The following is a 19,269-nucleotide window of genomic DNA, read 5'->3' as shown; positions in this document are numbered from 1 at the left end:
ACCATGAAATTCAACCGCAAACTCGTATCCGTACTGGTCCTGGCGCTGGCGGCCAGCGGCAGCGCCATGGCCCACCCGGGCCATGCCGAAGGCGCTGTCGCCGGTTTGCTGCACCCGCTGACCGGTCTCGATCACATCCTGGCGATGGTGGCCGTCGGCCTGTGGGCTGCCCAGCTGGGCGGCCGCGCGCAGTGGCTGCTGCCGGCCAGTTTCGTCGGCTTCCTGGCCGTCGGCGGTGTGTTGGGCGCCAGCGGCGCCGTGCTGCCGATGGCCGAAACAGGCATCGTCACCTCGGTGCTGCTGCTCGGGATGCTGATCGGCTTCGCGGTCAAGCTGCCGGCCGCCCCCGCTGCGTTGGCCGTCGGCGTATTCGCGCTGTGCCATGGCTATGCGCACGGCGTCGAGATGCCGGTGATGGGCAGCGGCCTGCTGTACGGTCTCGGCTTCGTCGCGGCCAGCGCTGCACTGCACGCGGCCGGCCTGGGCCTGGCCCGCACGGTGCAGGCGCGCGGCAGCTGGCTGCGCGCCGCTGGCGCAGCGATTGCGCTGGCCGGCGTCTGGCTCGGCGTGGCTGCCTGAACTGGCGCCTTGATAAGTTCGCTGCCTAACGCCGGGCAGCGAACCATGTTCGAACACCGCCCGTCGCTGGCCGATAATGAAGGCATATCCTTCACGCCAGCGACCCCATGCCCAAATCCACAGTCACCCACCAGCAAGATAATGGCTACGTGCGCGTACGCGGCGCGCGCGAGCACAATCTGAAAAACGTCGATGTCGATATCCCGCGCAACGCGCTGGTGGTGTTTACCGGCGTTTCCGGCTCCGGCAAATCGTCGCTGGCCTTCGGCACGCTGTATGCCGAGGCCCAGCGGCGTTACCTGGAATCGGTATCGCCCTATGCGCGGCGGCTGTTCCACCAGATGGCGGTGCCCGAGGTGGACAGCATCGACGGCTTGCCGCCCGCCGTGGCGCTGCAGCAGCAGCGCGGCGCGCCGAGTACGCGATCGTCGGTCGGCAGCATCACCACGCTTTCCAATTCCATGCGCATGCTGTACTCGCGCGCAGGTGATTATCCGGCCGGGCAGGAGCTGCTCTACGCGGAATCGTTTTCGCCCAATACGCCGCAGGGCGCCTGCCCGCAATGCCACGGCCTGGGCCGCGTCTATGAAGCGACCGAGCAGTCGATGGTGCCGGACGACAGCCTGACCATCCGCGAGCGCGCCATCGCTGCCTGGCCCACGGCCTGGCACGGCCAGAACCTGCGCGACATCCTGGTCACGCTCGGCCATGACGTCGATACGCCATGGCGCGATCTGCCGAAGAAGACGCGCGACTGGATCCTGTTTACCGACGAGCAGCCTACCGTCCCGGTCTATGCCGGCCTGACGCCGGCCGAAACCCGGCGCGCCCTGAAACGCAAGGAAACTCCGAGCTACCAGGGGACGTTTACCGGCGCCCGCAAATACGTGCTGCAGACCTTTGCCGGCACCGAGAGCGCGATCATGAAGAAGCGCGTGGCGCAGTACCTGGTCGGCATGGATTGTCCGACCTGCCACGGCAAGCGCTTGCGCCCGGAATCGCTGTCGGTGACCTTCTGCGGCCATGACATCGCCGAGATCGGACGCCTGCCGCTCAAGCGTCTGGCCGAGTTGCTGCTGCCGTTTGCCGAGGGGCGCGCGGCCAGGCCGAAGGGTACGGCCAAACACCCGGAAAAGGCGGTCGTCACCGAACGCATCGCCCAGGACCTGGTGGCGCGCCTGAACGTGCTGCTCGACCTGGGACTCGGATACCTGAGCATGGAGCGCGCCACGCCGACCCTGTCGCCAGGCGAATTGCAGCGCCTGCGCCTGGCCACGGCCGTGCGCTCGTCGCTGTTCGGGGTGGTGTATGTGCTCGACGAACCGTCGGCCGGCCTGCACCCGGCCGATACCGAGGCGCTGCTGCGTGCGCTCGACCGCCTGAAGGCATCCGGTAATTCGCTGTTCGTGGTCGAACATGCACTGGACGTGATCCGCCATGCCGACTGGATCGTCGATGTCGGACCGCAGGCAGGAGAGCAGGGCGGCAAGGTGCTGTACAGCGGCGCGCCCGAGGGACTGGGCGCGGTGGACGACTCGCGCACGGCAGGCTATCTGTTCGAGCGCGTCGCGCGCGATCCCCGCGCGCTGCGGGTGGCGGCCGGCGCGCTGCAGCTGCGCGGCATCGAGCGCAACAACCTGCGCGGGATCGATGTCGATATTCCGCTCGGCGTCATGACCTGCGTGAGCGGTGTGTCCGGTTCCGGCAAATCGAGCCTGGTCAGCCAGGCGCTGGTGCAACTGGTGCGCGCGCAACTGGGACAGGAGCCGGCGGAAGCCGAGGTGGAAGGCGGCGACCCGGTGCTCGACACCGGCGACACCGCGCCGCTCAAGGGGCGCATTGCCAAGGGGATGGAGCAGGTGCGCCGGCTGGTGCAGGTCGATCAGAAGCCGATCGGCCGCACGCCGCGATCGAACCTGGCCACGTACACCGGCCTGTTCGACCATGTCCGCAAGCTGTTCGCGGCCACCCGCAGCGCGCGCGCCCGCAAATTCGACGCCGGACGGTTCTCGTTCAACGTCGCCAAGGGCCGCTGCCCGAACTGCGCCGGCGAGGGATTCGTGATGGTGGAATTGCTGTTTTTGCCCAGCGTGTATGCGCCATGTTCCGAATGCGAGGGCGCCCGCTACAACCCGGAGACGCTGGCCGTGCGCTACAACGACCGCAATATCGCCGAGGTGCTGAGGCTGACCGTCGACGCGGCTGCCGACTTCTTTGCCGACCAGGCGCCGCTGCGCCATGCGCTCGACGTGCTGCGCGCCGTGGGCCTGGGCTACCTGCGACTGGGCCAGCCGGCCACCGAGCTGTCGGGCGGCGAGGCGCAGCGCATCAAGCTGGCGACCGAGTTGCAGCGCGCCAGCCGGGGCGACACCCTGTACGTGCTCGACGAGCCGACCACCGGCCTGCATCCGTCCGACATCGACCTGCTGCTCACGCAGCTGCATGGCCTGGTCGATGCGGGCAACACGGTGGTGCTGGTCGAGCACAATATGCAGGTGCTCGCTGCCGCCGACTGGGTCATCGATGTCGGTCCCGGTGCGGGCGAGGAGGGGGGAGAGATCGTGTTTGCGGGGCCGCCACGCGAACTCGCCGGCAACAAGGCAAGCCGCACGGCGCCGTATCTGCGCCGCGCAGTCGGGTGACTGCGCGGCTGTCGCCGGACACCTGAATCAGACAGGCGGCTGGTTCTTGACCGAATTGCGGTACTTGAGCCGGGCCGCTTCCTTCTTGACCGCTTCGGCTGCGATGTTGCTGGCCTTGATCAGGCGCCGTTCCGCCTTGCCGCGGTGCTGTGCGATATGCTTGTTACCGATACGCTTGGTCATGATGTCTCCGTGAAGTCGAGTCGAAGACCCAGCATAGTCGCTAGTCGCCGGCGCCCTCTGTTAGCCAGCTAACGGAAGGCTCCGGTTGCGATCACGAGCAGCTGAAGTTGGCCGCGTCGTCCACGCTGCCGCTCCCGCTGTACTTGGCCGTCTTCGGGTACGGGCACAGAGGCCGCGTGCGCGTCGGCGACCAGGCGGCCGGCACGTCGGCGTTGGCGCCGCCGGCATTGCCGGTGCCGCGCGCGCTGGCGGTCACGCTGCCCGGCGCCACACCTTTCTCGACCCAGTTGACCAGCGGCGTGAGCATGTCGAATTGGTCGGTCGACGGGCCGTCGCTGCAATGGTTCATGCCGGGCACCTGGTAGTAGCGGGCAAAGCTGGATGCGTCGCCGGCATTGGCGGTGCGCAGGCCATCGTACCAGGCGGCGGTGTCGTTACTCGAGAAGATAGGATCGCTGGTGCCGTGATAGACCAGCATCTTGGCGCCGCGGTTTTTCAGCGTGGACAAGTCGGTCGGGTTGGGCGGCAGCATGAACGACAGGGCGCTTTCCGTAAACAGGCCGCTGGTGGCGCCGACCTTGGCCAGCATGGTGGCCAGGTCGCCGTCACGCACGAAGGCCTTGCCATCGAAAGTGGCCAGGTCTTCCGGCGGCGCCTCGAACACGAAGCCGACCGCACCCGAGTCGAGCGTGCCGGGGCTGCCAAACTTCCAGAACGACCAGCCGCCAGTCGCCAGGCCGGCATCGTAGGGGAAACTGGCATAGATCCTGGCGCCGCTGGACGTGGTGGCGCCTGCGAACAGCCCGCCGATGGTGGTCTTCTGGGCTGCGCTCAGGCAGCTGCCGTCGCGCGCACCGGTACAGGTGGGAACGTCGCGGTTGATATCGAAGGCGGCCTGGCAGGCCTGCGTGTTCTGCACCATGCCATCGGTGGCGCCGTCGAGCGCATCGCACTTGGCCAGCACCGCGTTCGAAACCAGCGTGCGTTCGGCCACCGTGAAGCCGGTGGACGGATCGCCGGCGGTCGTTGCCAGCGATGCGTAGGCCTTGCCGCCGGCGATATTGGCCACTGCCGCCAGCGGCAGCCGGAAGCCGGGATCGCCGACCAGCACGCCGTCGTACTGGTCCGCATAGCGCGACGCCGCCACCATGGCGTGGCGGCCGCCGTTGGAACAGCCGCCGATGTAGGAGCGGTCCGGTTTCTTGCCGTAGGCGGTTTCGATCAGGCTCTTGGCCATCGGCGTGAGCTTGCCGACGGCCTGGTAGCCGTAGTCGAGCCGCGCCTGCGGATCGAAGCCGAACAGCGGGGTCGGGGCGCCGTGGCCGGCGTCGGAACTGATCACCGCAAAGCCCTGGTTCAGCGCATTGTCGAGCGGACCGCCGCCGCCCACCGGGCCGGTGGCCGTCACCACGGTGCCATCGAGGCCGCCGTTGGCCTGATAGAAGAAGCGGCCGTTCCAGCTATTGGGCAGCCGCATCTCGAAGCCGATCGCGTAGCGCTGACCGTCCACGGTGCTCACGCGGTCGTACATGCGGCCGGTGACCTGGCAGTGTGCAGGCACCGGCTTGCCGCCGACGGTCAAGGTGCCGGCAGCGATGGCGTTGGCGGCCGTGATGGTGGTATTGGCCAGCTGCAGCCTGGTCGCCAGGTCGGTGCAGGAAGCGAGCGTGGCGCCGGTGGCCGCGGCGAGCTGGGGCAGGGCAGGAATGGTCGGCGTGCCTGCGCCGAGATTGCTGCCGCCGCCGCCGGAGCAGGCGGCCAGCAGCAGGCTGCCCGCTAGCGCGGACAGGGTAAGCGGGGTGGAACGGTTTTGCATGATGTCTCCTCGATTTTTTAACATGCTCAGGACGAACGGATCCGCGCAGCTTCTGGGGTGGCTGCGTCGGATCCTGGCGCGATGATGGACTACGGACTTGCTGTGGGACTTACTGCGGTGGTACGTCTTTCAGGGTGCCGATCGGCTGGTTCACCAGCTTGCCGTTCACCTTGCGCACCTCGCGGATGTACATGTTCTGGACGATGTCGCGGGTGGTGGGGTCGATCACGATCGGGCCGCGCGGGCTGTCGAGCTTCATGCCGCTCATGACTTTCACCGCGGCGTCGCCGCTGATCGTGCCCTTGAGCTTGCGCGCGGTTTCATAGATCATGGCCATGGTGTCGTACGCCGCCACCGTGACGAAGGTTGGTGGCGGACGGTTCGGCAGGGCGGCAGCGTAGGCGGTCAGGAAGGCCTTGTTGGCCGCGTTGTCGAGCGCGGTCGAGTAGTTGAGCACCGTGATGGCGCCGAGGGCGCGGTCGCCCAATGCTTCCAGGGTCGGCGAGTCGCTGGTCATGTCGCCCACGCCCAGGAACTTGATGCCGGCCTTGTCCAGCCCTTTGTCGCTATAGGCCTTCAGCAGCGCGGTGCCGTCTTCGGCGCCGGGCGCGAAGAAGAACAGCGCGTCCGGTTTCTCGTCCTTGATGCGCTGGATGAACGGCGAGTAATCCGGGTTGGCCAGCGGCGAGCGCGCCGACCCCACCACCTTGCCGCCGGCTGCCGTAAAGCCCTTGACGAACTTCGCCTCGGCATCGTGACCGGTGCTGTAATCGCTGACCAGCGTGTACACCTTGCCGACCTTGTTCTGGCCCGACCAGGTGCCGAACGGCTCGGTCATCTGGTGCATGGTCATGCTGGTGCGCAGCATGTACGGCGACTTGGCCGTGATGCCGGTGGTGACCGCGTTCATGACGATCATCGGGATCTTCGCCTTGGTGGCGATCGGTGCCACGGCCAGCGCGCTCGGCGTGAGCGAGAAGCCGATCAGGAATTGCACCTTGTCGCGCGCGATCAGTTCCTGCGCCGCGCGCTTGGACAGGTCGGCATTGCTGCCGCCGTCGTCGCGGTAGATGATTTCCACCTTCTTGCCGGCCACACTGCTGCCGTACTGCTGCATATAGGTCTTGATGCCGTCTTCGAACGGCTTGCCGGTATTGGCAAACGGCCCGGTCAGCGCGGCGATCACGCCGACCTTGATGGTGTCCTGTGCACAGGCTGCATTCATGGCCAGCATCGCCACGCCGACTGCCACGCCCGTGCGGGCCAGTTTGATGAGTTTCATGGTGTCTCCGTTATTGTAGTGAATCGTGAACATGACTGAAAACTGCAGCTTGCCGCCGCGCCGCCAGATTACGTTGCGATGATGACTTGTGGGTCGCTCCCTTCATACAGCGCATCGACGGTGGCGGCGCGGCGCGCCAGCACGGCTGCCTGGTTGATCGAACCCTTGTCGGTCAGCTCGCGGTGGTCGATCGATGGCGGCTCCGCCTGCAGCAGCAGGCGGTCGATGCGCATCGACGAACCGCTGGCGTCCTGGTTCAGCTGGCGCAGCAGATCCTGGAACCTGGCCCGTACCGGCGCGCTGGCCAGTATCTCGGCTGCGCTGGCGTCCTCGCCCAGCCCTGACAGCTTGTGACAGTGCTCCAGGCGCGGAAACACCAGCAGACCGATGGCGTTGCGGTCGATGCCCGTGACCACCGCGTCGAGCACATACGGCGTGGCGGTGCTGATCACGCGCGCGCGCAGCGGCCCCACGCTCACGAACGTGCCGGTGTCGAGCTTGAAGTCCTCGGCGATGCGGCCGTCGAACATGAAGCCCAGTTCCGGCTGCGCGGGATCGGCAAAGCGCAGCGCGTCGCCGGTGCGGTAGTAGCCGTCTTCGTCGAAGGCTTCGGCGGTGAGGTCCGGCGCGCGCCAGTAACCGGGCATCACGTGCGGGCCCTTGAAGCGCGCTTCGAGCTTGCCGCCGGCCGGCACCAGCTTGACCTGGCAGCCGGGGACCGGCACGCCGACATAGCCGGCCTTGATGATGCTGCCGGTGCCGAACGTGCACGAGGGCGAGGTCTCGGTCATGCCCAGGCCCGTGATGATGCGGATCGATTCGCCGGTGGCGCGGATGCCGGCCTGGTCGAGCCGGTCCCACGCCGCCTGCGACAGGCCGGCGCCCGCGCACAGGAACAGCTTGACGCGCGAGAAGAAGTTGGCCGCCAGCCGGGCGTCGTGCTCCATGGCGTCGGTCAGCATCTCGAACCCTTTCGGGATGTTGAAGTACATGGTAGGCGCGATCTCGGCCAGGTTGCGCAGCGTGGCGGAGAAGTCGCGCGGCGTGGGCTTGCCGTCGTCGATGTACAGCGTGCCGCCGTTGTAGAGCGCCATGCCGACATTGTGGCTGCCGCCGAACGTGTGGTTCCAGGGCAGCCAGTCGACCAGCACCGGCGGTTCCTCGCCCATGAACGGAAAGCTCTGCAGCAGCATTTGCTGGTTGCTGCACAACATGCCGTGGGTGGTGATGACGGCCTTGGGCTTCTTGGTGGAGCCGGACGTAAACAGGAACTTGGCGATGGTCTGCGCCCCGACCGTTGCATGGGCTGCTTCCACCGACGATGGCGTGGTCGCCAGCAGCGCCTCGAAGCGCAGTGCGCTGCGCCCAGCCACGTCGCCATGCGCCAGCACCAGCTGCGCATCGGCCGGCAACGCCGGCAGCACGGCCGCGATGGCGCGGCCGAACGCGGCGCCGTCGCTGGCGAACACCGCGCCCGGAGTCAGGCGTTCGAGCATGTCTGCCAGTTTCGTGAAATCGGTGGCCACCAGCGAGTACGACGGCGATACCGGGGCAAACGGCACACCGGCGTACATCGCGCCGAGCGCCAGCTGGTAGTGTTCGAGGTCGTTACCGGACAGGATGACCAGCGGCCGGTCGGCCGACAGGCCCAGGTCCAGCAGCGCCTGGCCGAGTGCACGGGCGCGCGCGAGCATTTGCGCGTAGCTGATGCGTATCCATGCGCCGTCGGCGCCCCGGCGCGCCACCAGCGTGCGGTCCGGGTGCTGGGCGGCGCCCGATTCCAGGCGGTCGGTGACGCGGGACGGACAGGGCGCGAGCGGCGTGACGGCGTCCACGTGCCACACCCCGGCTTGCTGCCAGGCTGCGATCTCCGGATTGCCCAGTGCGACGTGGCGCCGTTTTACTGCGCCTCCCGCCTGTCCCGCATCTGCCGCCTGCTCCGCATTCAAAGACTGGTTCATGCGGAGCTCCTTTCAGATCGGGTAGTGGCGCGGCGTGGTCTGCACCGTGATCCAGCGCAGTTCCGTGAACTCCGCGATGGCCGCCTTGCCGCCGAAGCGGCCGTAACCGCTGCCCTTGACACCGCCGAACGGCATCTGCGCCTCGTCGTGCACGGTCGGGCCGTTGATGTGGCAGATGCCCGATTCGATCTGGCGCGCCACGGCCATGGCGCGGCCGATGTCGCGGCTGAAGACGGCCGACGACAGGCCATATTCGCTGTCGTTGGCCAGGCGGATCGCTTCCTCGTCGGAGTCGAAGCGCAGGATCGAGACGATGGGGCCGAACGATTCTTCCTGGTACACGCGCATCTCCGGCGTGACGCCGTCGACGATGGCCGGCTGCAGCAGGTTGCCGGCAGCGCCGCTGGCCGACTGGGTGACGGTGGCGCCGCGCTGGCGGGCATCGTCGAGCATGGCGGCCACGCGGGTCGCTGCAGCGGCGTCGATCATGCCGGTCAGCGGTGCATCGGCGTGGGCGGCCTTGAGGGTGGCGGTCTTGGCGGCCAGCTTGTCGAGGAAGGCGGCCGCCACCTTGTTGTCCACCAGGATGCGGTCGGCCGACATGCAGATCTGGCCCTGGTTGAAGAAGGCGCTGAAGGCTGCCGCCTCCACCGCTGCATCGAGATCGGCGTCGTCGAGCACCAGCAGCGGGTTTTTGCCGCCCAGTTCCAGCAGCACCGGTTTCAGGTGACGGGCGCAGTGCTGGGCGATGATGCGGCCGACGTTGGTGGAGCCGGTAAAATTCACGCGGCGCACGGCCGGCGCGGCGATCAGGCGCTCGACCACGGCCGGCGCATCGGCTGGCGCATTGGTGATGACATTGACCACGCCCGCCGGGAAGCCGGCCTGTTCGAAGGCGGTGCCGATCAGCCGGTGCAGGGCCGGGCACAGTTCGGAGGCTTTCAGGATCACCGTATTGCCGCAGGCGAGCGGCATGGCGATGGCGCGGGTGCCGAGGATGACCGGCGCGTTCCACGGCGCGATGCCGACCACCACGCCGGCCGCCTGGCGCACGCCCATCGCCAGCGAGCCCGGTACGTCGGAAGGGATCACTTCGCCGCTGATCTGGGTGGTCATCGACGCTGCCTCGCGCAGCATGTTGGCGGCCAGCGTCACGTTGAACTGGTACCACATCGGCGCGCCGCCTGCTTCGGCCACGCCGCGCGCCACGAACTCGGCGCGCAGCGCCTCCATCGCGTCGGCAGCTTTGAGCAGCAGGGCGCGGCGGGCGCCGGGATTGAGGGCGGACCAGGCAGGAAACGCCTCGCTGGCCGCCTTGACGGCGCGGTCCACGTCCGCCAGCTGGGCGGCGGCGGCGCGGGTGACGACGTCGCCGCTGGCGGGGCTGCGGCGCTCGAACGTGGTGCGGTCCTGGGCGGCGTGGGTGCTGCCGCCGATGAGCAGATCGGTGTCAAACATGGTGGGTGTCTCCATTTTTATTTTTGTAGAGTTTAGCCGCGCTTGAAGGTTTGCAGACCAGGCTTGATGGTCTTATCGTCCAGGAACTGCTTGAGGCCCTGGGCCCGGCCTTTTTCCGGGTCGCGGTAGTTCGACTGGTCGACCTTGGCGTACAGGTAGTCCTCGTTCTGGTCCCAATTGAGTTCGCGGCAGCGCTTGAAGCCGTTCTTGGCGATGCGCAGCACGGTCGGCGCTTTTTCCAGCAGCTTGCCGGCCAGTGCGACCACCTCGTCGCGCAGCTGGGCGCGCGGCACGCTCTTGTTGACCAGGCCCATGGCGGCAGCTTCCTGGCCGGTGAAGGTGTCGCCGGTCATGATGTAGTGGAGCGCCTGGCGGTGACCCATGGTGTCGGCGACGGCCTTGCTGACCAGGTTACCGGGCGGGATGCCCCAGTTGATTTCGGACAGGCCGAACACCGCTTCGTCGGCAGCGATGGCCAGGTCGCAGGCCACCAGCGGCGAGAACGCGCCGCCGAAGCACCAGCCGTTGACCATGGCGATGGTCGGTTTCGAGTACATGCGCAGCAGCTTCCACTGCCATTGCGAGCAGTCGCGGCGCAGGCGCTCCTGGAAGATCTCGGGCTTGCCGTCGTTCTCGCGGAAGTATTCCTTGAGGTCCATGCCGGCGGTCCAGGCCTCGCCGGCGCCGGTCAGCACGATCACCTGCGCTTCCTCGTCCAGCTCCAGGGTTTCGAGCACGTCGATCATTTCGCGATTGAGCGTCGGGCTCATGGCGTTGCGCTTGTCGGGGCGGTTGAGGGTAATCCAGCCGATGCCGGCCTCCACGTCCACCTTGACGGTTTCCCAGCGCGCTGCGTATTTCGACATATCGATCTCCAATGTAGGTTTATAGTGCAGTATCAGGCTGCCTGATATGGAACTTATACTATACTCACGTCTTCCGAATTACAAGAAAATTTTATAGTCATGGTTGAACACGCTCCGAACCCCTCCGACGATTCCCGGCCGCTGGGCCTTGCCTACCTGGTGGGCCGGCTCGATCACGTGCTGGGCAAGCGCCTGCGCGACTGCTGCGCGCCGGCCGGGGTGACGGTGCCGCAGTACACGGCACTGTCGGTGTTCCGCGCCCAGGGCGCGTTGTCGAACGCGCAGCTGGCCACGCGCACGATGGTGTCGCCGCAGTCGGCCAACGAGATGGTCAAGCAGATGGAGGCGAAGGGGTGGATCGAGCGCTCGCCCGATCCTTCGCACGGGCGCATCATCCAGATCCAGCTGACGGCAGCCGGTCACGCCATCCTGGGCCAGTGCGACGGCATGGTGCGCGCGGTGGAGCAGCGCATGTTTCCCGATCTGACGCCGGAGCAGCGCACGCAGCTCTACATAACCCTGCGCAGTGCGGTGCGCGCGCTCAGCCTGGAAGGCATCTGACGCCTGTTTGCGCCTATTTGCCCCAGACGGCGTTCATCAGCGGCTTGACGCTCAGGCCGTGCACCACGATCGACAGCATGATGACGAACAGCGTGATGTTGGTCAACTGGGCGGCAAGGTCGGGCGCCAGGCCGGCCTCGATGGCGAATACCAGGTAATAGATCGAGCCGATGCCGCGGATGCCGAACCACGCCGTCATCGCCTTGAGGCGCAGCGGCGTGCCGCTGCCGGCCAGGCCGAGAAAAACGGCGACGGGACGCGCGATGAAGAACAAAAAGGCGGCCATGAACACGGCCTGCCAGCTGAATTCTCCGAGCGAAATCATCCCGCCCAGTAGCACCACCAGCGTCAGTTCGGACAGCCGCTCGAGATGTTCCTTGAACACCAGGGAACCGGTGCTGACCGTGGGCGGCGCCTCGTTGGTATCGCTGTCCAGCGCCGCCTGCGACTTGCCGGTGTCCGGCTCCAGCAGGCCATGGCCATCCTTGGGCGCGCCGGCCATGATCAATTCGGTCTGGCGCAGCGCCACGGCAGCAAAGAACACGGCCAGAAAACCCCACGCGTGCGCCAGCGTGGCCACGCCGTACACCACCGCAATCAGGCCCAGTCCCACCAGGTCGTCCATGATCTCGTGGCGCGGCTTGATCATGCGCAGGCGCCAGGACAGACGCGCCGTGAGCGCCCCGAACAGCACGCCGATCGCCACGGCGGCCGTGGCTGCCCACAGCACGTCGACCAGCAGCCAGCGCCACGGCTGGCCCGCCGTCTCGTCCAGCCCGAGTACGCCCAGGCCCAGGAACACGAACGGCGCGGCGCTGCCATCGTTCATGCCCGCTTCGCAGGTGAGGGTGAAGCGCAGGTGATCGGTGTCGCCGGCGTGGCGGACCTGGACGTCGGTGGCCAGCACCGGATCGGTCGGCGCCAGGATACCCCCGAGCAGGATCGCCGCACCGGCCGGCAGGCCCAGCACGAAGAAGCCGAACGCCGCCACCAGGATCACGGTGAATATCATGGCGACCCACGCCAGCCGCAGCGGCGCCTCCCAGCTGGCGCGCCTGAACGGCACCGGCATCTTGATCCCGGCCGAGAACAGCGAGACCAGGATGGCCACTTCGGTCAGCACCTCGAGCAGGCCCGACTCGTCGGACGGCTCGAAATGCAGCAGGTTGAGTACCGTGGGGCCAAGTACCAGTCCCACGCCCAGGTAGACGATGGCCGAGGTGAACGGCGAGCGCGAGATACTGGTGGCGGCCAGGCCTCGCGCCAGCATCAGCAGGCCGATCAGGATGAACCAGTGGGTCGATTGCATGGCGCTGCTGTGCCGTTCTCGATGGTGCGCACGGTGGTAGTGCGGTGGGTGGATCGGGTGATGTCGGGTGATATCGGTGATATCGCGTTGATGTTCTACATGCTAGTGCGCTTCGTGGCGGCTGTCTGTTGGGCAGGGCACCGAGCCCTGCGCGATCAAGCTTTGTTTTTACGTGGCATGGCTGGCGCAGCGTTGCAGTCGCTGGCAGGGCTGGCACGGCGCTGGCATTGTACGTTTCTTGCCAAGTCTTCTCGTCCGGGCAGACCGTTATCGAGCGGGCGATTCGCACAGCGCTGCCACCCTGGTGCGGTTGATGGCGCCGGTGGTGCCAAGCGTACTGCCTGACGGTGCCGGCGCGGCTCGGTGCGGATGTCGTGCCGCGCGATCGCGCAGGGTGCTGTCCGGCGAGCGCTATACACTGCGCTGCCACCTTGCTGGGCTTGAAGGCACCGGTGGTGCTGGGCGTATTGCGTGGCGGTGCTGGCGCGGCACGACGTACGTGCCGCGCGCTCGCGTCCGGTGCCGTCAGGCGAGCGCTTTGACAAGTGCGGCCACCTTGGCGGCGCAGGTGGTGCTGGTGGCACCGATGGCACCGCGTGTTGGCGACAAGGCAGGCGCCGAGCACGAAGCGTGAACCTCGCTGAGCGGCAGCTTGGCGCGCAGCCGGCCGATGTTGGCGGCGTCGATGCCGGCGCCGGGCATGATGGCGATGCGGCCGGCGGCCGCATCGAAGCAGCGCAGCAGGCCGTCGATGCCCTGGCTGACTTCCGGTGCACCACCGGAAGTCAGGATGCGCGTGAAACCAAGGTCGATGGCGGTACGCGTGGCCTGCGCCAGGTCGGGGCTGATATCGATGGCGCGGTGCAGCGTGCAGGCCAGCCGGTGGTCGTGGGCGCGGGCCAGCAGGCGCGCCAGCGTGGGCTGGTCGAGCCGGCCGTCGCGCAGCGTGGCGCCCAGCGAGACGCCCTGCAGCCCGGCGTGCGCGACGGCGTCGATGGCGTTGAGCATGCGCTGCACCTCGACCGCGTCGAAACAGAAGTCGCCGGCGCGCGGCCGGATGCGGGCCACCACCGGCAGCGGACAGGCAGCGGCCAGACGCAGCAGGTCCGCGCCCGGCGTCAGGCCGCCCAGATCGAGCGCGGCGCACAGCTCGATGCGGTCGGCGCCGCCGGCAAGCGCGGCAGCGATACCGTGCAGGCTGTCCACGCAGACTTCAAGCAGGATGGCGGCCATCGATGCTGAGCGCTGGATGCAACTCAGCGCGCGGGCGACAGGCTGATCGCCCTGGACGCCAGGTGCGCCGCGATGTCGGCGTCATGGGTGACGAGCAGCACTGCGCAGCCGGACGCCCGCGCATGCTGGACCAGCAGCGCCAGGGTTTCCTGCTGCGTGACGGGATCGAGGCGCGAGGTCGGCTCGTCGGCAAAAATCAGGGCGGGGCGCAGCAGCAGGACGCGCGCCAGCGCGAAGCGCTGCAGTTCGCCGCCCGATACCTGGGCCGGCAGGCGGTCGAGCAGGGCCGGGCGCAGGCGCAGTCGCGCGAGCAGGATATCGAGGTCGGACCACGCCAGCCGGTGCAGCCCGACCACGTCCTGCAGCGACTGGCGCAGCGTGACCGACGGCGCAAATGCCGCTGCCGGATCCTGGTACAGCTTCTGGAACGCGGTGCGCGCCAGCCCCGGTGCGCGGGTCACGGACCCGGCATCGGGCTGCAGCAGGCCCAGCACGATGTTGCCGAAGGTGGTCTTGCCGGAGCCGCTGGGACCGGTCACGGCGATGCATTCGCCGCGCCGTATCTGCGCCGTCACGCCAGCGAACAGCTGCTGCACGCCGTAACGCTTGGCCACGCCGTCGATGCGCACCAGCACATCGGCATGGTCCGCCCGGGCGCCGCCGGCTGCGGTGACCGGCTGCGCCGAAATTGCCGGCCCGGTCAGATTCGCCAGTTCGGCCGCACCCTTTATATCGGCCGCTGGGGTGAGATTTGCCTGCTCGGCGACATCCGAAGTATTGGCCGACTGCTTCCGAATCGCCAGTCCGGCCGCATCCCGCACATTGGCCGATTGCGTCAGATTGGCCAGTTCGGCTGCATGCTGCGACGTAGCGGCCGACTGCTTCAGATTCGCTGGTTCGGCCGGCTGCGCCACAGTCGTCGGATTGCCCTGAACCGGCGGACGGGCCGGCTGCGTCAGAGTCGCCGGATCGCCCCGATTTGTCGCCTCGGCTGGAACCAGGGGTGGCCAGGCGGCCGGTTCTGCGGCCAGCAGTCGCCGCGTGTAATCGTGGGTGGGTGAGGCCAGCACGGTGGCTGCATCGCCGTGCTCGACGATGGCGCCGGCCAGCATCACGGCCACCTGGCCGCGCAACTGGCGCGCCAGCCAGACGTCGTGGGTGATGGTGAGCAGGGTCAGGCCGTCGGCAATGGCTGCGCGCAGCACGGCCAGCACGTCGGCGCGGCGGTCGGCGTCGAGGCCCTTGGTCGGTTCGTCGATGATCATCACCGGTGCGCCGGCGGCGTGGGTGGCAAGGAAGGCCACGCGCTGCGCCATGCCGCCCGAGATCTGGAACGGGTATTTGTGGCCGGCGTCGCCCATCGACAGCTGTTCGAGCCCTGCCTGCGCGGTGGGCGCAGCCGCTTCCGGCGCCATGCCGGCCACCAGTTCGTGCACCTCGGCGATCTGCTGCGCCACGCGCATGGTCGGATCGAGCGCCAGCCACGGTTCCTGCGGCAGCAGCGCCAGGCGACGCCCCCACAGCGCGCGCCGCGCTGCCCGGTCGGCCGCATCGGAGCGGTGTAGTCCCACCTCCACCATGCCGCTGCAGCGCAGGTTGGACGGCAGATTGCCCATGATCGCCTGCGCCAGCAGCGATTTGCCGGAGCCGCTCTCGCCCAGCAGCGTGAGCGCGCCGCCGGCCGGGATATGCAGATCGGTGGCGTGCACCAGCGTGTGACCGGCGGCGCCGACCGACAGGCCGTGTACCGTCAGGTGGGCCGGCCCGGCCGCCGCAAGGTCAGCGCCGGCAACCGGCGCCGCCGGTCCGGCATCGGGGGCGCGGATGGTTTGCTGCGGCCTGGCCGCATGGACGGAACGTTGTTTCATCGGTCTTTTCCAGTACCCAGCAAGATCATCGCCAGGAGCGTGGCGAACAATACGGCAATCGGCGCGGCCACCAGCCACGGCGCTTCGCTGTAGTACGGGAGCAGTTCGATCATCATCACGCCCAGTTCCGCCGTCGGCGGTTGCAGCCCGACGCCGATGAAGCCCAGCGCCGCCATCGCCAGCACCGCGCCGGCATAGCCGAAGCGCATCAGCGTCAGCAAGCGTGGCAGCAGTTCCGGCAGCAGATGACGGCGCACGATGTAGAGCGCATCGAAGCCGAGCAGGCGCGATGCTTCCACCTGCGGGCCGGCCAGCATGACGGTGGCCGCCGCCCGCGCCACGCGAAAGTACTCGACCCACAGCGCCAGCGAAATGCCGACGTACAAGGGCCAGAACTGGCCCGGCGCAAACGCGGCCAGCAGCAGCACCAGTAACAGCCCGGGCAGGGCCAGGATGGCGTCGGCAAACGCGGTCAGCAGCCGCTCGACCCAGCCGCCGCGCCACGCTGCGAGCAGGCCGAGCGCGGTGCCCGGAAGCGCGGCGCTTGCCACGCTGAGCAGCGCCATCGACAGCGACAGCCGCGACGCCTCGGCCAGCCGTGCCAGCATGCTGCGGCCCAGGTGGTCGAGACCGAGCGGGTGGGCCAGGCTCGGGGCTTCGAGAAAGCGCGCCAGCGTCTGCCGCGCCGGATCGATGCCGATCAGCCAGGGGCCGAGCAGGGCGAAGGCTGCTATCGCCAGCAACATGGCGGCGCCGGCGACGCGCGCGGCAGGCCAGCGGCGCACAGGCGTTGCTGCCAGCAGGGCGTCGTGCATGTCGGGCAGGTCGGACTGCGCCGGCTGCGGCGTGGTAGGGAAAGGGGCGGTCATGGTTTGCTCATCGGCGCTATCGTCGTTGTCACTGCGGCCGCCGGCGCGGATCGATGGCGGCGCAGGCCAGGTCCACCAATGCATTGAACAGCACGAACATCAGGCCCAGCACCAGCGCCGTGCCCTGGATCATCGGCACGTCGCGGCCGAAGATCGCGTGCACCAGTGCGTGGCCGATGCCGGGCCAGGCAAAGATGGTTTCCACCAGCACCACGCCTTCGACCAGGTAGACCAGCTGCACGGCCAGGTAGGCGACCACCGGCACGCCGACGTTGCGCACGCCGTGGCTGGCCAGCGCCTGCGACGGCGACAGGCCCTTGGTCAGCGCGAACGCATAATAGGCGCTGCCGCGCACGGCCACCATGGCGTCGCGCGCAACCCGCGACGACACGGCTGCCAGGCCCAGCGCGAGCGTCAGCGCGGGCAGCGCCACGCTGCCCCGGTCCACGTGGCCGGCCGCGGGCAGTGCGTTCAGCTCCACCGAAAACACCAGCACCAGCAGCAGTCCCAGCACGAACGGCGGCATGGCGCGCAGCATGACCGACACGGCCAGCGTGGTGCGGTCGAACCAGCCGCCGGGCCTGAGCCCGGCCAGCACGCCCGGAACGGGACCGAGCACGACCGACAGCAGCACCGCCCAGAACGACAGGCGCAGGGTCTGGCCCAGTTGCAGCCCGATCTCGGTGATCACCGGCTGCGCCGTCACCAGCGAGACGCCGAGATCGAGCCGCAGCAGCCGTCCCCACCAGTCGGCCAGCGCCGCCAGCGCGGGGCGGTTCAGGCCCAGTTCCGCGCGCACCGCATCGGCAGCGGCGGCATCGACCATGTCGTAGCCGTAGCGGCCGGCAGCGATGCGGAACGCAGTGTCGCCCGGCAGCCAGCGCGTCATGAAGAAGCACAGCGTGCCCACCAGCAGGGCCACCAGCAGCGCCTGCAGCAGGCGCCGCCCCAGCAGCGGCGACCAGCGCCGCGCGGTTGCAAACAACAGGCTCATCGTGTTCATCTACCTGGTCCACTTCATGTCGCTGATGCGGTAACTGCGCTCGAAAGCGTCGACGCTGACATTGCCGACGCGGCTGGAGACGGCGATGGTCTGGCGGTACCAGACCACCGGCACCACCGGCAGCGCTTCCTGCAGGCGGCTGGCCACGTGCTGGCGGTCGGCGTCCTGGGCGGCCGGCGCTTCGCCGCTGGCCAGGCGGCCCAGCGCGGCGTCGAGCGCGGCGTCGCGCCAGTGCATCGCGCCCCAGTCGCCGCCGCCGTTGCTGTAGTCGCCGATCATGGTCGCTGTCGGGTCCGGCGTGGTGCCGAAATTGCGCGCCACCAGTCCCATTTCCAGCGTGCCGCTGCGGTGGCCGGACGGGATGTCGCTGGAATTGCCGACCACTACCCGCACGGCGATGCCGATCTGGCGCATCTCTTCCTGGATCGCCGAGGCGATCAGCGGCAGTTCCGGGCGATCGACAAAGGTATAGAGCGTGAGCGCGAAGCGGCGCCCGTCGCGCCGCAGAATGCCGTCGGCGCCGGGTGTGAAGCCGGCTTGCCGGAGCAGCGCGCGGGCGGCGCCAGGATCGGTGCGCAAGGGCGCCAGCGCCGGCTGGTGCCAGCGCGCCAGCGCGGGCGGGAACAGCTGGGTGGCGCCGAGGTCGGCATCGCGCAACAGCGCCCTGGCGATGCCTTCGCGCTCGACGCCGAGGCTGATCGCGCGGCGCACGCGCTCGTCGCGCAGGAAGGGGTGGGCGGCATTGAGTTTCAGGAAGGTGGTGCGCGGCAGGTTCTGCGCCACCAGCGACACGCCGTTCTGCCGCTGCAGGCGGCGGATGCTGGGCGGATCGAGCGTAAAGGCCAGGTCGGCCTGGCGGCTTTGCGCCATCAGCGCCCGCGTTTCCGCGCGCGATACGCTGATGTAGCGCGCGCGGCGCACGGCCGGCGCGTCGCCGTTCCAGGTCGCGGCAAATTCGGTCTCGAACATTTGCGGCAGCGTGATCGACTTGATGCGGTACGGACCGCTGCCGACGATGGCAGTCACGCGGCCGTCGGCGGCAAACGACGACGGCGCCAGCAGCTGGGTGCCGTACTGCGTGAACAGATAGGGCAGCGGCGCGAACGGGCGGCGCAGGCGCACCACGATGGCGCCGCGCTCGGCGTACATGTCCTCGATGCCGGCCAGCTGCAGCACGCCCGGCGTCGTCAAGGCCCGCCGCAGCGACACCAGCGCCGTATTGGCGGTCAGCGCCGAGCCGTCATGGAAGCGGTTGCCCTGGCGGATGAAGAAACGCCATTCGCGCTGGTCGGGCGAGACATCCCAGCTGCTGGCGGCGGCCGGTCGCAGGCGGCCCTGGTCATCGACATCGAGCAGGGTTTGGGTGACTTCCATGCGGGTGAACATGAAGCCGCTGCGCGACGGCTCGATCCCGGTCAATTCCCACGGACCGACCACGGTCAGCGTATCGGCGCTGGCCGCCGCCAGTTCGTGGACGTGACCGGCATCGGCCAGGACGTACGGCGCCGCCAGCGGCAGCGCGAGCAGGGCGGCGACCAGGCGTGGCAGGAACGAGACGGACACTGGGCTCATGGACGGCAAAGTGATGAAAGACCTCGCATGGTAAAGCATGTGGGCCGCTGCGGCCAGTGCGGGATGG

The 19,269-nt window shown here is 68.4% G+C and carries 15 protein-coding genes; 3 read left to right on the top strand and 12 right to left on the bottom strand.

The features are described from left to right. The first annotated feature begins 3 nt into the window (after window positions 1-3). Window positions 4-579 carry a HupE/UreJ family protein gene (locus tag ASF61_RS06525; protein WP_056152795.1) on the top strand — a complete coding sequence of 192 codons (576 nt, stop codon included), beginning with the start codon at window positions 4-6 and terminating at the stop codon, window positions 577-579. 107 nt (window positions 580-686) lie between these two features. Next, window positions 687-3,221 (top strand): excinuclease ABC subunit UvrA, encoded by a 2,535-nt coding sequence (locus ASF61_RS06520; protein WP_056152792.1) that lies wholly within the window; start codon window positions 687-689, stop codon window positions 3,219-3,221. Window positions 3,222-3,248: 27 nt separating this feature from the next. Here the strand turns inward: ASF61_RS06520 and ASF61_RS23715 are convergent, their stop codons facing one another. The 6 genes from ASF61_RS23715 to ASF61_RS06495 all read right to left on the bottom strand — a co-directional run bounded on the left by ASF61_RS23715 (window position 3,249) and on the right by ASF61_RS06495 (window position 10,787). Next, window positions 3,249-3,404, bottom strand: a complete 156-nt coding sequence (locus tag ASF61_RS23715) for a hypothetical protein (protein ID WP_200919813.1) — start codon at window positions 3,402-3,404, stop codon at window positions 3,249-3,251. Window positions 3,405-3,495: 91 nt separating this feature from the next. Next, window positions 3,496-5,220: a tannase/feruloyl esterase family alpha/beta hydrolase gene (locus ASF61_RS06515; protein ID WP_056152789.1), complete on the bottom strand. Its 1,725-nt coding sequence runs from the start codon at window positions 5,218-5,220 to the stop codon at window positions 3,496-3,498. A 109-nt stretch (window positions 5,221-5,329) separates the two neighbouring features. Next, window positions 5,330-6,502 carry an ABC transporter substrate-binding protein gene (locus ASF61_RS06510; RefSeq protein ID WP_056152785.1) on the bottom strand — a complete coding sequence of 391 codons (1,173 nt, stop codon included), beginning with the start codon at window positions 6,500-6,502 and terminating at the stop codon, window positions 5,330-5,332. Between the two features lie 68 nt (window positions 6,503-6,570). After that, window positions 6,571-8,463 (bottom strand): feruloyl-CoA synthase, encoded by a 1,893-nt coding sequence (locus tag ASF61_RS06505; protein WP_056152780.1) that lies wholly within the window; start codon window positions 8,461-8,463, stop codon window positions 6,571-6,573. Window positions 8,464-8,475: 12 nt separating this feature from the next. Beyond that, complete coding sequence (locus ASF61_RS06500) at window positions 8,476-9,921, bottom strand: aldehyde dehydrogenase (RefSeq protein WP_056152777.1); 1,446 nt, start codon at window positions 9,919-9,921, stop codon at window positions 8,476-8,478. A 32-nt stretch (window positions 9,922-9,953) separates the two neighbouring features. Continuing rightward, window positions 9,954-10,787 (bottom strand): p-hydroxycinnamoyl CoA hydratase/lyase, encoded by an 834-nt coding sequence (locus tag ASF61_RS06495; protein ID WP_056152774.1) that lies wholly within the window; start codon window positions 10,785-10,787, stop codon window positions 9,954-9,956. Between the two features lie 99 nt (window positions 10,788-10,886). Here ASF61_RS06495 and ASF61_RS06490 point away from each other — a divergent pair, with 99 nt between their 5' ends. Continuing rightward, a complete protein-coding gene (locus tag ASF61_RS06490) occupies window positions 10,887-11,348 on the top strand; it encodes a MarR family winged helix-turn-helix transcriptional regulator (RefSeq protein ID WP_056152771.1) in 462 nt (153 codons plus the stop codon). A gap of 13 nt (window positions 11,349-11,361) precedes the next feature. Here the strand turns inward: ASF61_RS06490 and ASF61_RS06485 are convergent, their stop codons facing one another. The 6 genes from ASF61_RS06485 to ASF61_RS06460 all read right to left on the bottom strand — a co-directional run bounded on the left by ASF61_RS06485 (window position 11,362) and on the right by ASF61_RS06460 (window position 19,202). Beyond that, window positions 11,362-12,657 (bottom strand): sodium:proton antiporter, encoded by a 1,296-nt coding sequence (locus tag ASF61_RS06485; RefSeq protein ID WP_056152768.1) that lies wholly within the window; start codon window positions 12,655-12,657, stop codon window positions 11,362-11,364. A gap of 525 nt (window positions 12,658-13,182) precedes the next feature. Continuing rightward, window positions 13,183-13,890 carry a copper homeostasis protein CutC gene (locus ASF61_RS06480; protein WP_056152765.1) on the bottom strand — a complete coding sequence of 236 codons (708 nt, stop codon included), beginning with the start codon at window positions 13,888-13,890 and terminating at the stop codon, window positions 13,183-13,185. Between the two features lie 23 nt (window positions 13,891-13,913). Beyond that, a complete protein-coding gene (locus ASF61_RS23935; protein WP_229205738.1) occupies window positions 13,914-15,758 on the bottom strand; it encodes an ATP-binding cassette domain-containing protein in 1,845 nt (614 codons plus the stop codon). Then, window positions 15,755-16,573, bottom strand: coding sequence for an ABC transporter permease (locus tag ASF61_RS06470; RefSeq protein ID WP_056152918.1), 819 nt, complete (start codon window positions 16,571-16,573; stop codon window positions 15,755-15,757). The genes ASF61_RS23935 and ASF61_RS06470 overlap by 4 nt, the downstream gene beginning before the upstream one ends. 82 nt (window positions 16,574-16,655) lie before the next feature. Beyond that, the gene (locus ASF61_RS06465) at window positions 16,656-17,630 is read right to left on the bottom strand and encodes an ABC transporter permease (protein ID WP_056152761.1); all 975 of its coding nucleotides are present in this window, start codon (window positions 17,628-17,630) and stop codon (window positions 16,656-16,658) included. After that, window positions 17,631-19,202 carry an ABC transporter substrate-binding protein gene (locus tag ASF61_RS06460; RefSeq protein ID WP_056152758.1) on the bottom strand — a complete coding sequence of 524 codons (1,572 nt, stop codon included), beginning with the start codon at window positions 19,200-19,202 and terminating at the stop codon, window positions 17,631-17,633. Window positions 19,203-19,269 lie beyond the last annotated feature (67 nt).

Source organism: Duganella sp. Leaf126, assembly GCF_001423125.1.
In the GTDB taxonomy this organism is placed as follows: Bacteria; Pseudomonadota; Gammaproteobacteria; order Burkholderiales; family Burkholderiaceae_D; genus Rugamonas.
This window is presented reverse-complemented; position numbering and strand designations above follow the sequence as displayed.

Excerpts from the sequence above, each read along its gene's own strand:
- ASF61_RS06525 (WP_056152795.1), top strand. The coding sequence starts at position 4 with ATGAAATTCAACCGCAAACTCGTATCCGTACTGGTCCTGGCGCTGGCG.
- ASF61_RS06520 (WP_056152792.1), top strand. The coding sequence starts at position 687 with ATGCCCAAATCCACAGTCACCCACCAGCAAGATAATGGCTACGTGCGC.
- ASF61_RS23715 (WP_200919813.1), bottom strand. The coding sequence starts at position 3,404 with ATGACCAAGCGTATCGGTAACAAGCATATCGCACAGCACCGCGGCAAG.
- ASF61_RS06515 (WP_056152789.1), bottom strand. The coding sequence starts at position 5,220 with ATGCAAAACCGTTCCACCCCGCTTACCCTGTCCGCGCTAGCGGGCAGC.
- ASF61_RS06510 (WP_056152785.1), bottom strand. The coding sequence starts at position 6,502 with ATGAAACTCATCAAACTGGCCCGCACGGGCGTGGCAGTCGGCGTGGCG.
- ASF61_RS06505 (WP_056152780.1), bottom strand. The coding sequence starts at position 8,463 with ATGAACCAGTCTTTGAATGCGGAGCAGGCGGCAGATGCGGGACAGGCG.
- ASF61_RS06500 (WP_056152777.1), bottom strand. The coding sequence starts at position 9,921 with ATGTTTGACACCGATCTGCTCATCGGCGGCAGCACCCACGCCGCCCAG.
- ASF61_RS06495 (WP_056152774.1), bottom strand. The coding sequence starts at position 10,787 with ATGTCGAAATACGCAGCGCGCTGGGAAACCGTCAAGGTGGACGTGGAG.
- ASF61_RS06490 (WP_056152771.1), top strand. The coding sequence starts at position 10,887 with ATGGTTGAACACGCTCCGAACCCCTCCGACGATTCCCGGCCGCTGGGC.
- ASF61_RS06485 (WP_056152768.1), bottom strand. The coding sequence starts at position 12,657 with ATGCAATCGACCCACTGGTTCATCCTGATCGGCCTGCTGATGCTGGCG.
- ASF61_RS06480 (WP_056152765.1), bottom strand. The coding sequence starts at position 13,890 with ATGGCCGCCATCCTGCTTGAAGTCTGCGTGGACAGCCTGCACGGTATC.
- ASF61_RS23935 (WP_229205738.1), bottom strand. The coding sequence starts at position 15,758 with ATGAAACAACGTTCCGTCCATGCGGCCAGGCCGCAGCAAACCATCCGC.
- ASF61_RS06470 (WP_056152918.1), bottom strand. The coding sequence starts at position 16,573 with ATGCACGACGCCCTGCTGGCAGCAACGCCTGTGCGCCGCTGGCCTGCC.
- ASF61_RS06465 (WP_056152761.1), bottom strand. The coding sequence starts at position 17,630 with ATGAACACGATGAGCCTGTTGTTTGCAACCGCGCGGCGCTGGTCGCCG.
- ASF61_RS06460 (WP_056152758.1), bottom strand. The coding sequence starts at position 19,202 with ATGAGCCCAGTGTCCGTCTCGTTCCTGCCACGCCTGGTCGCCGCCCTG.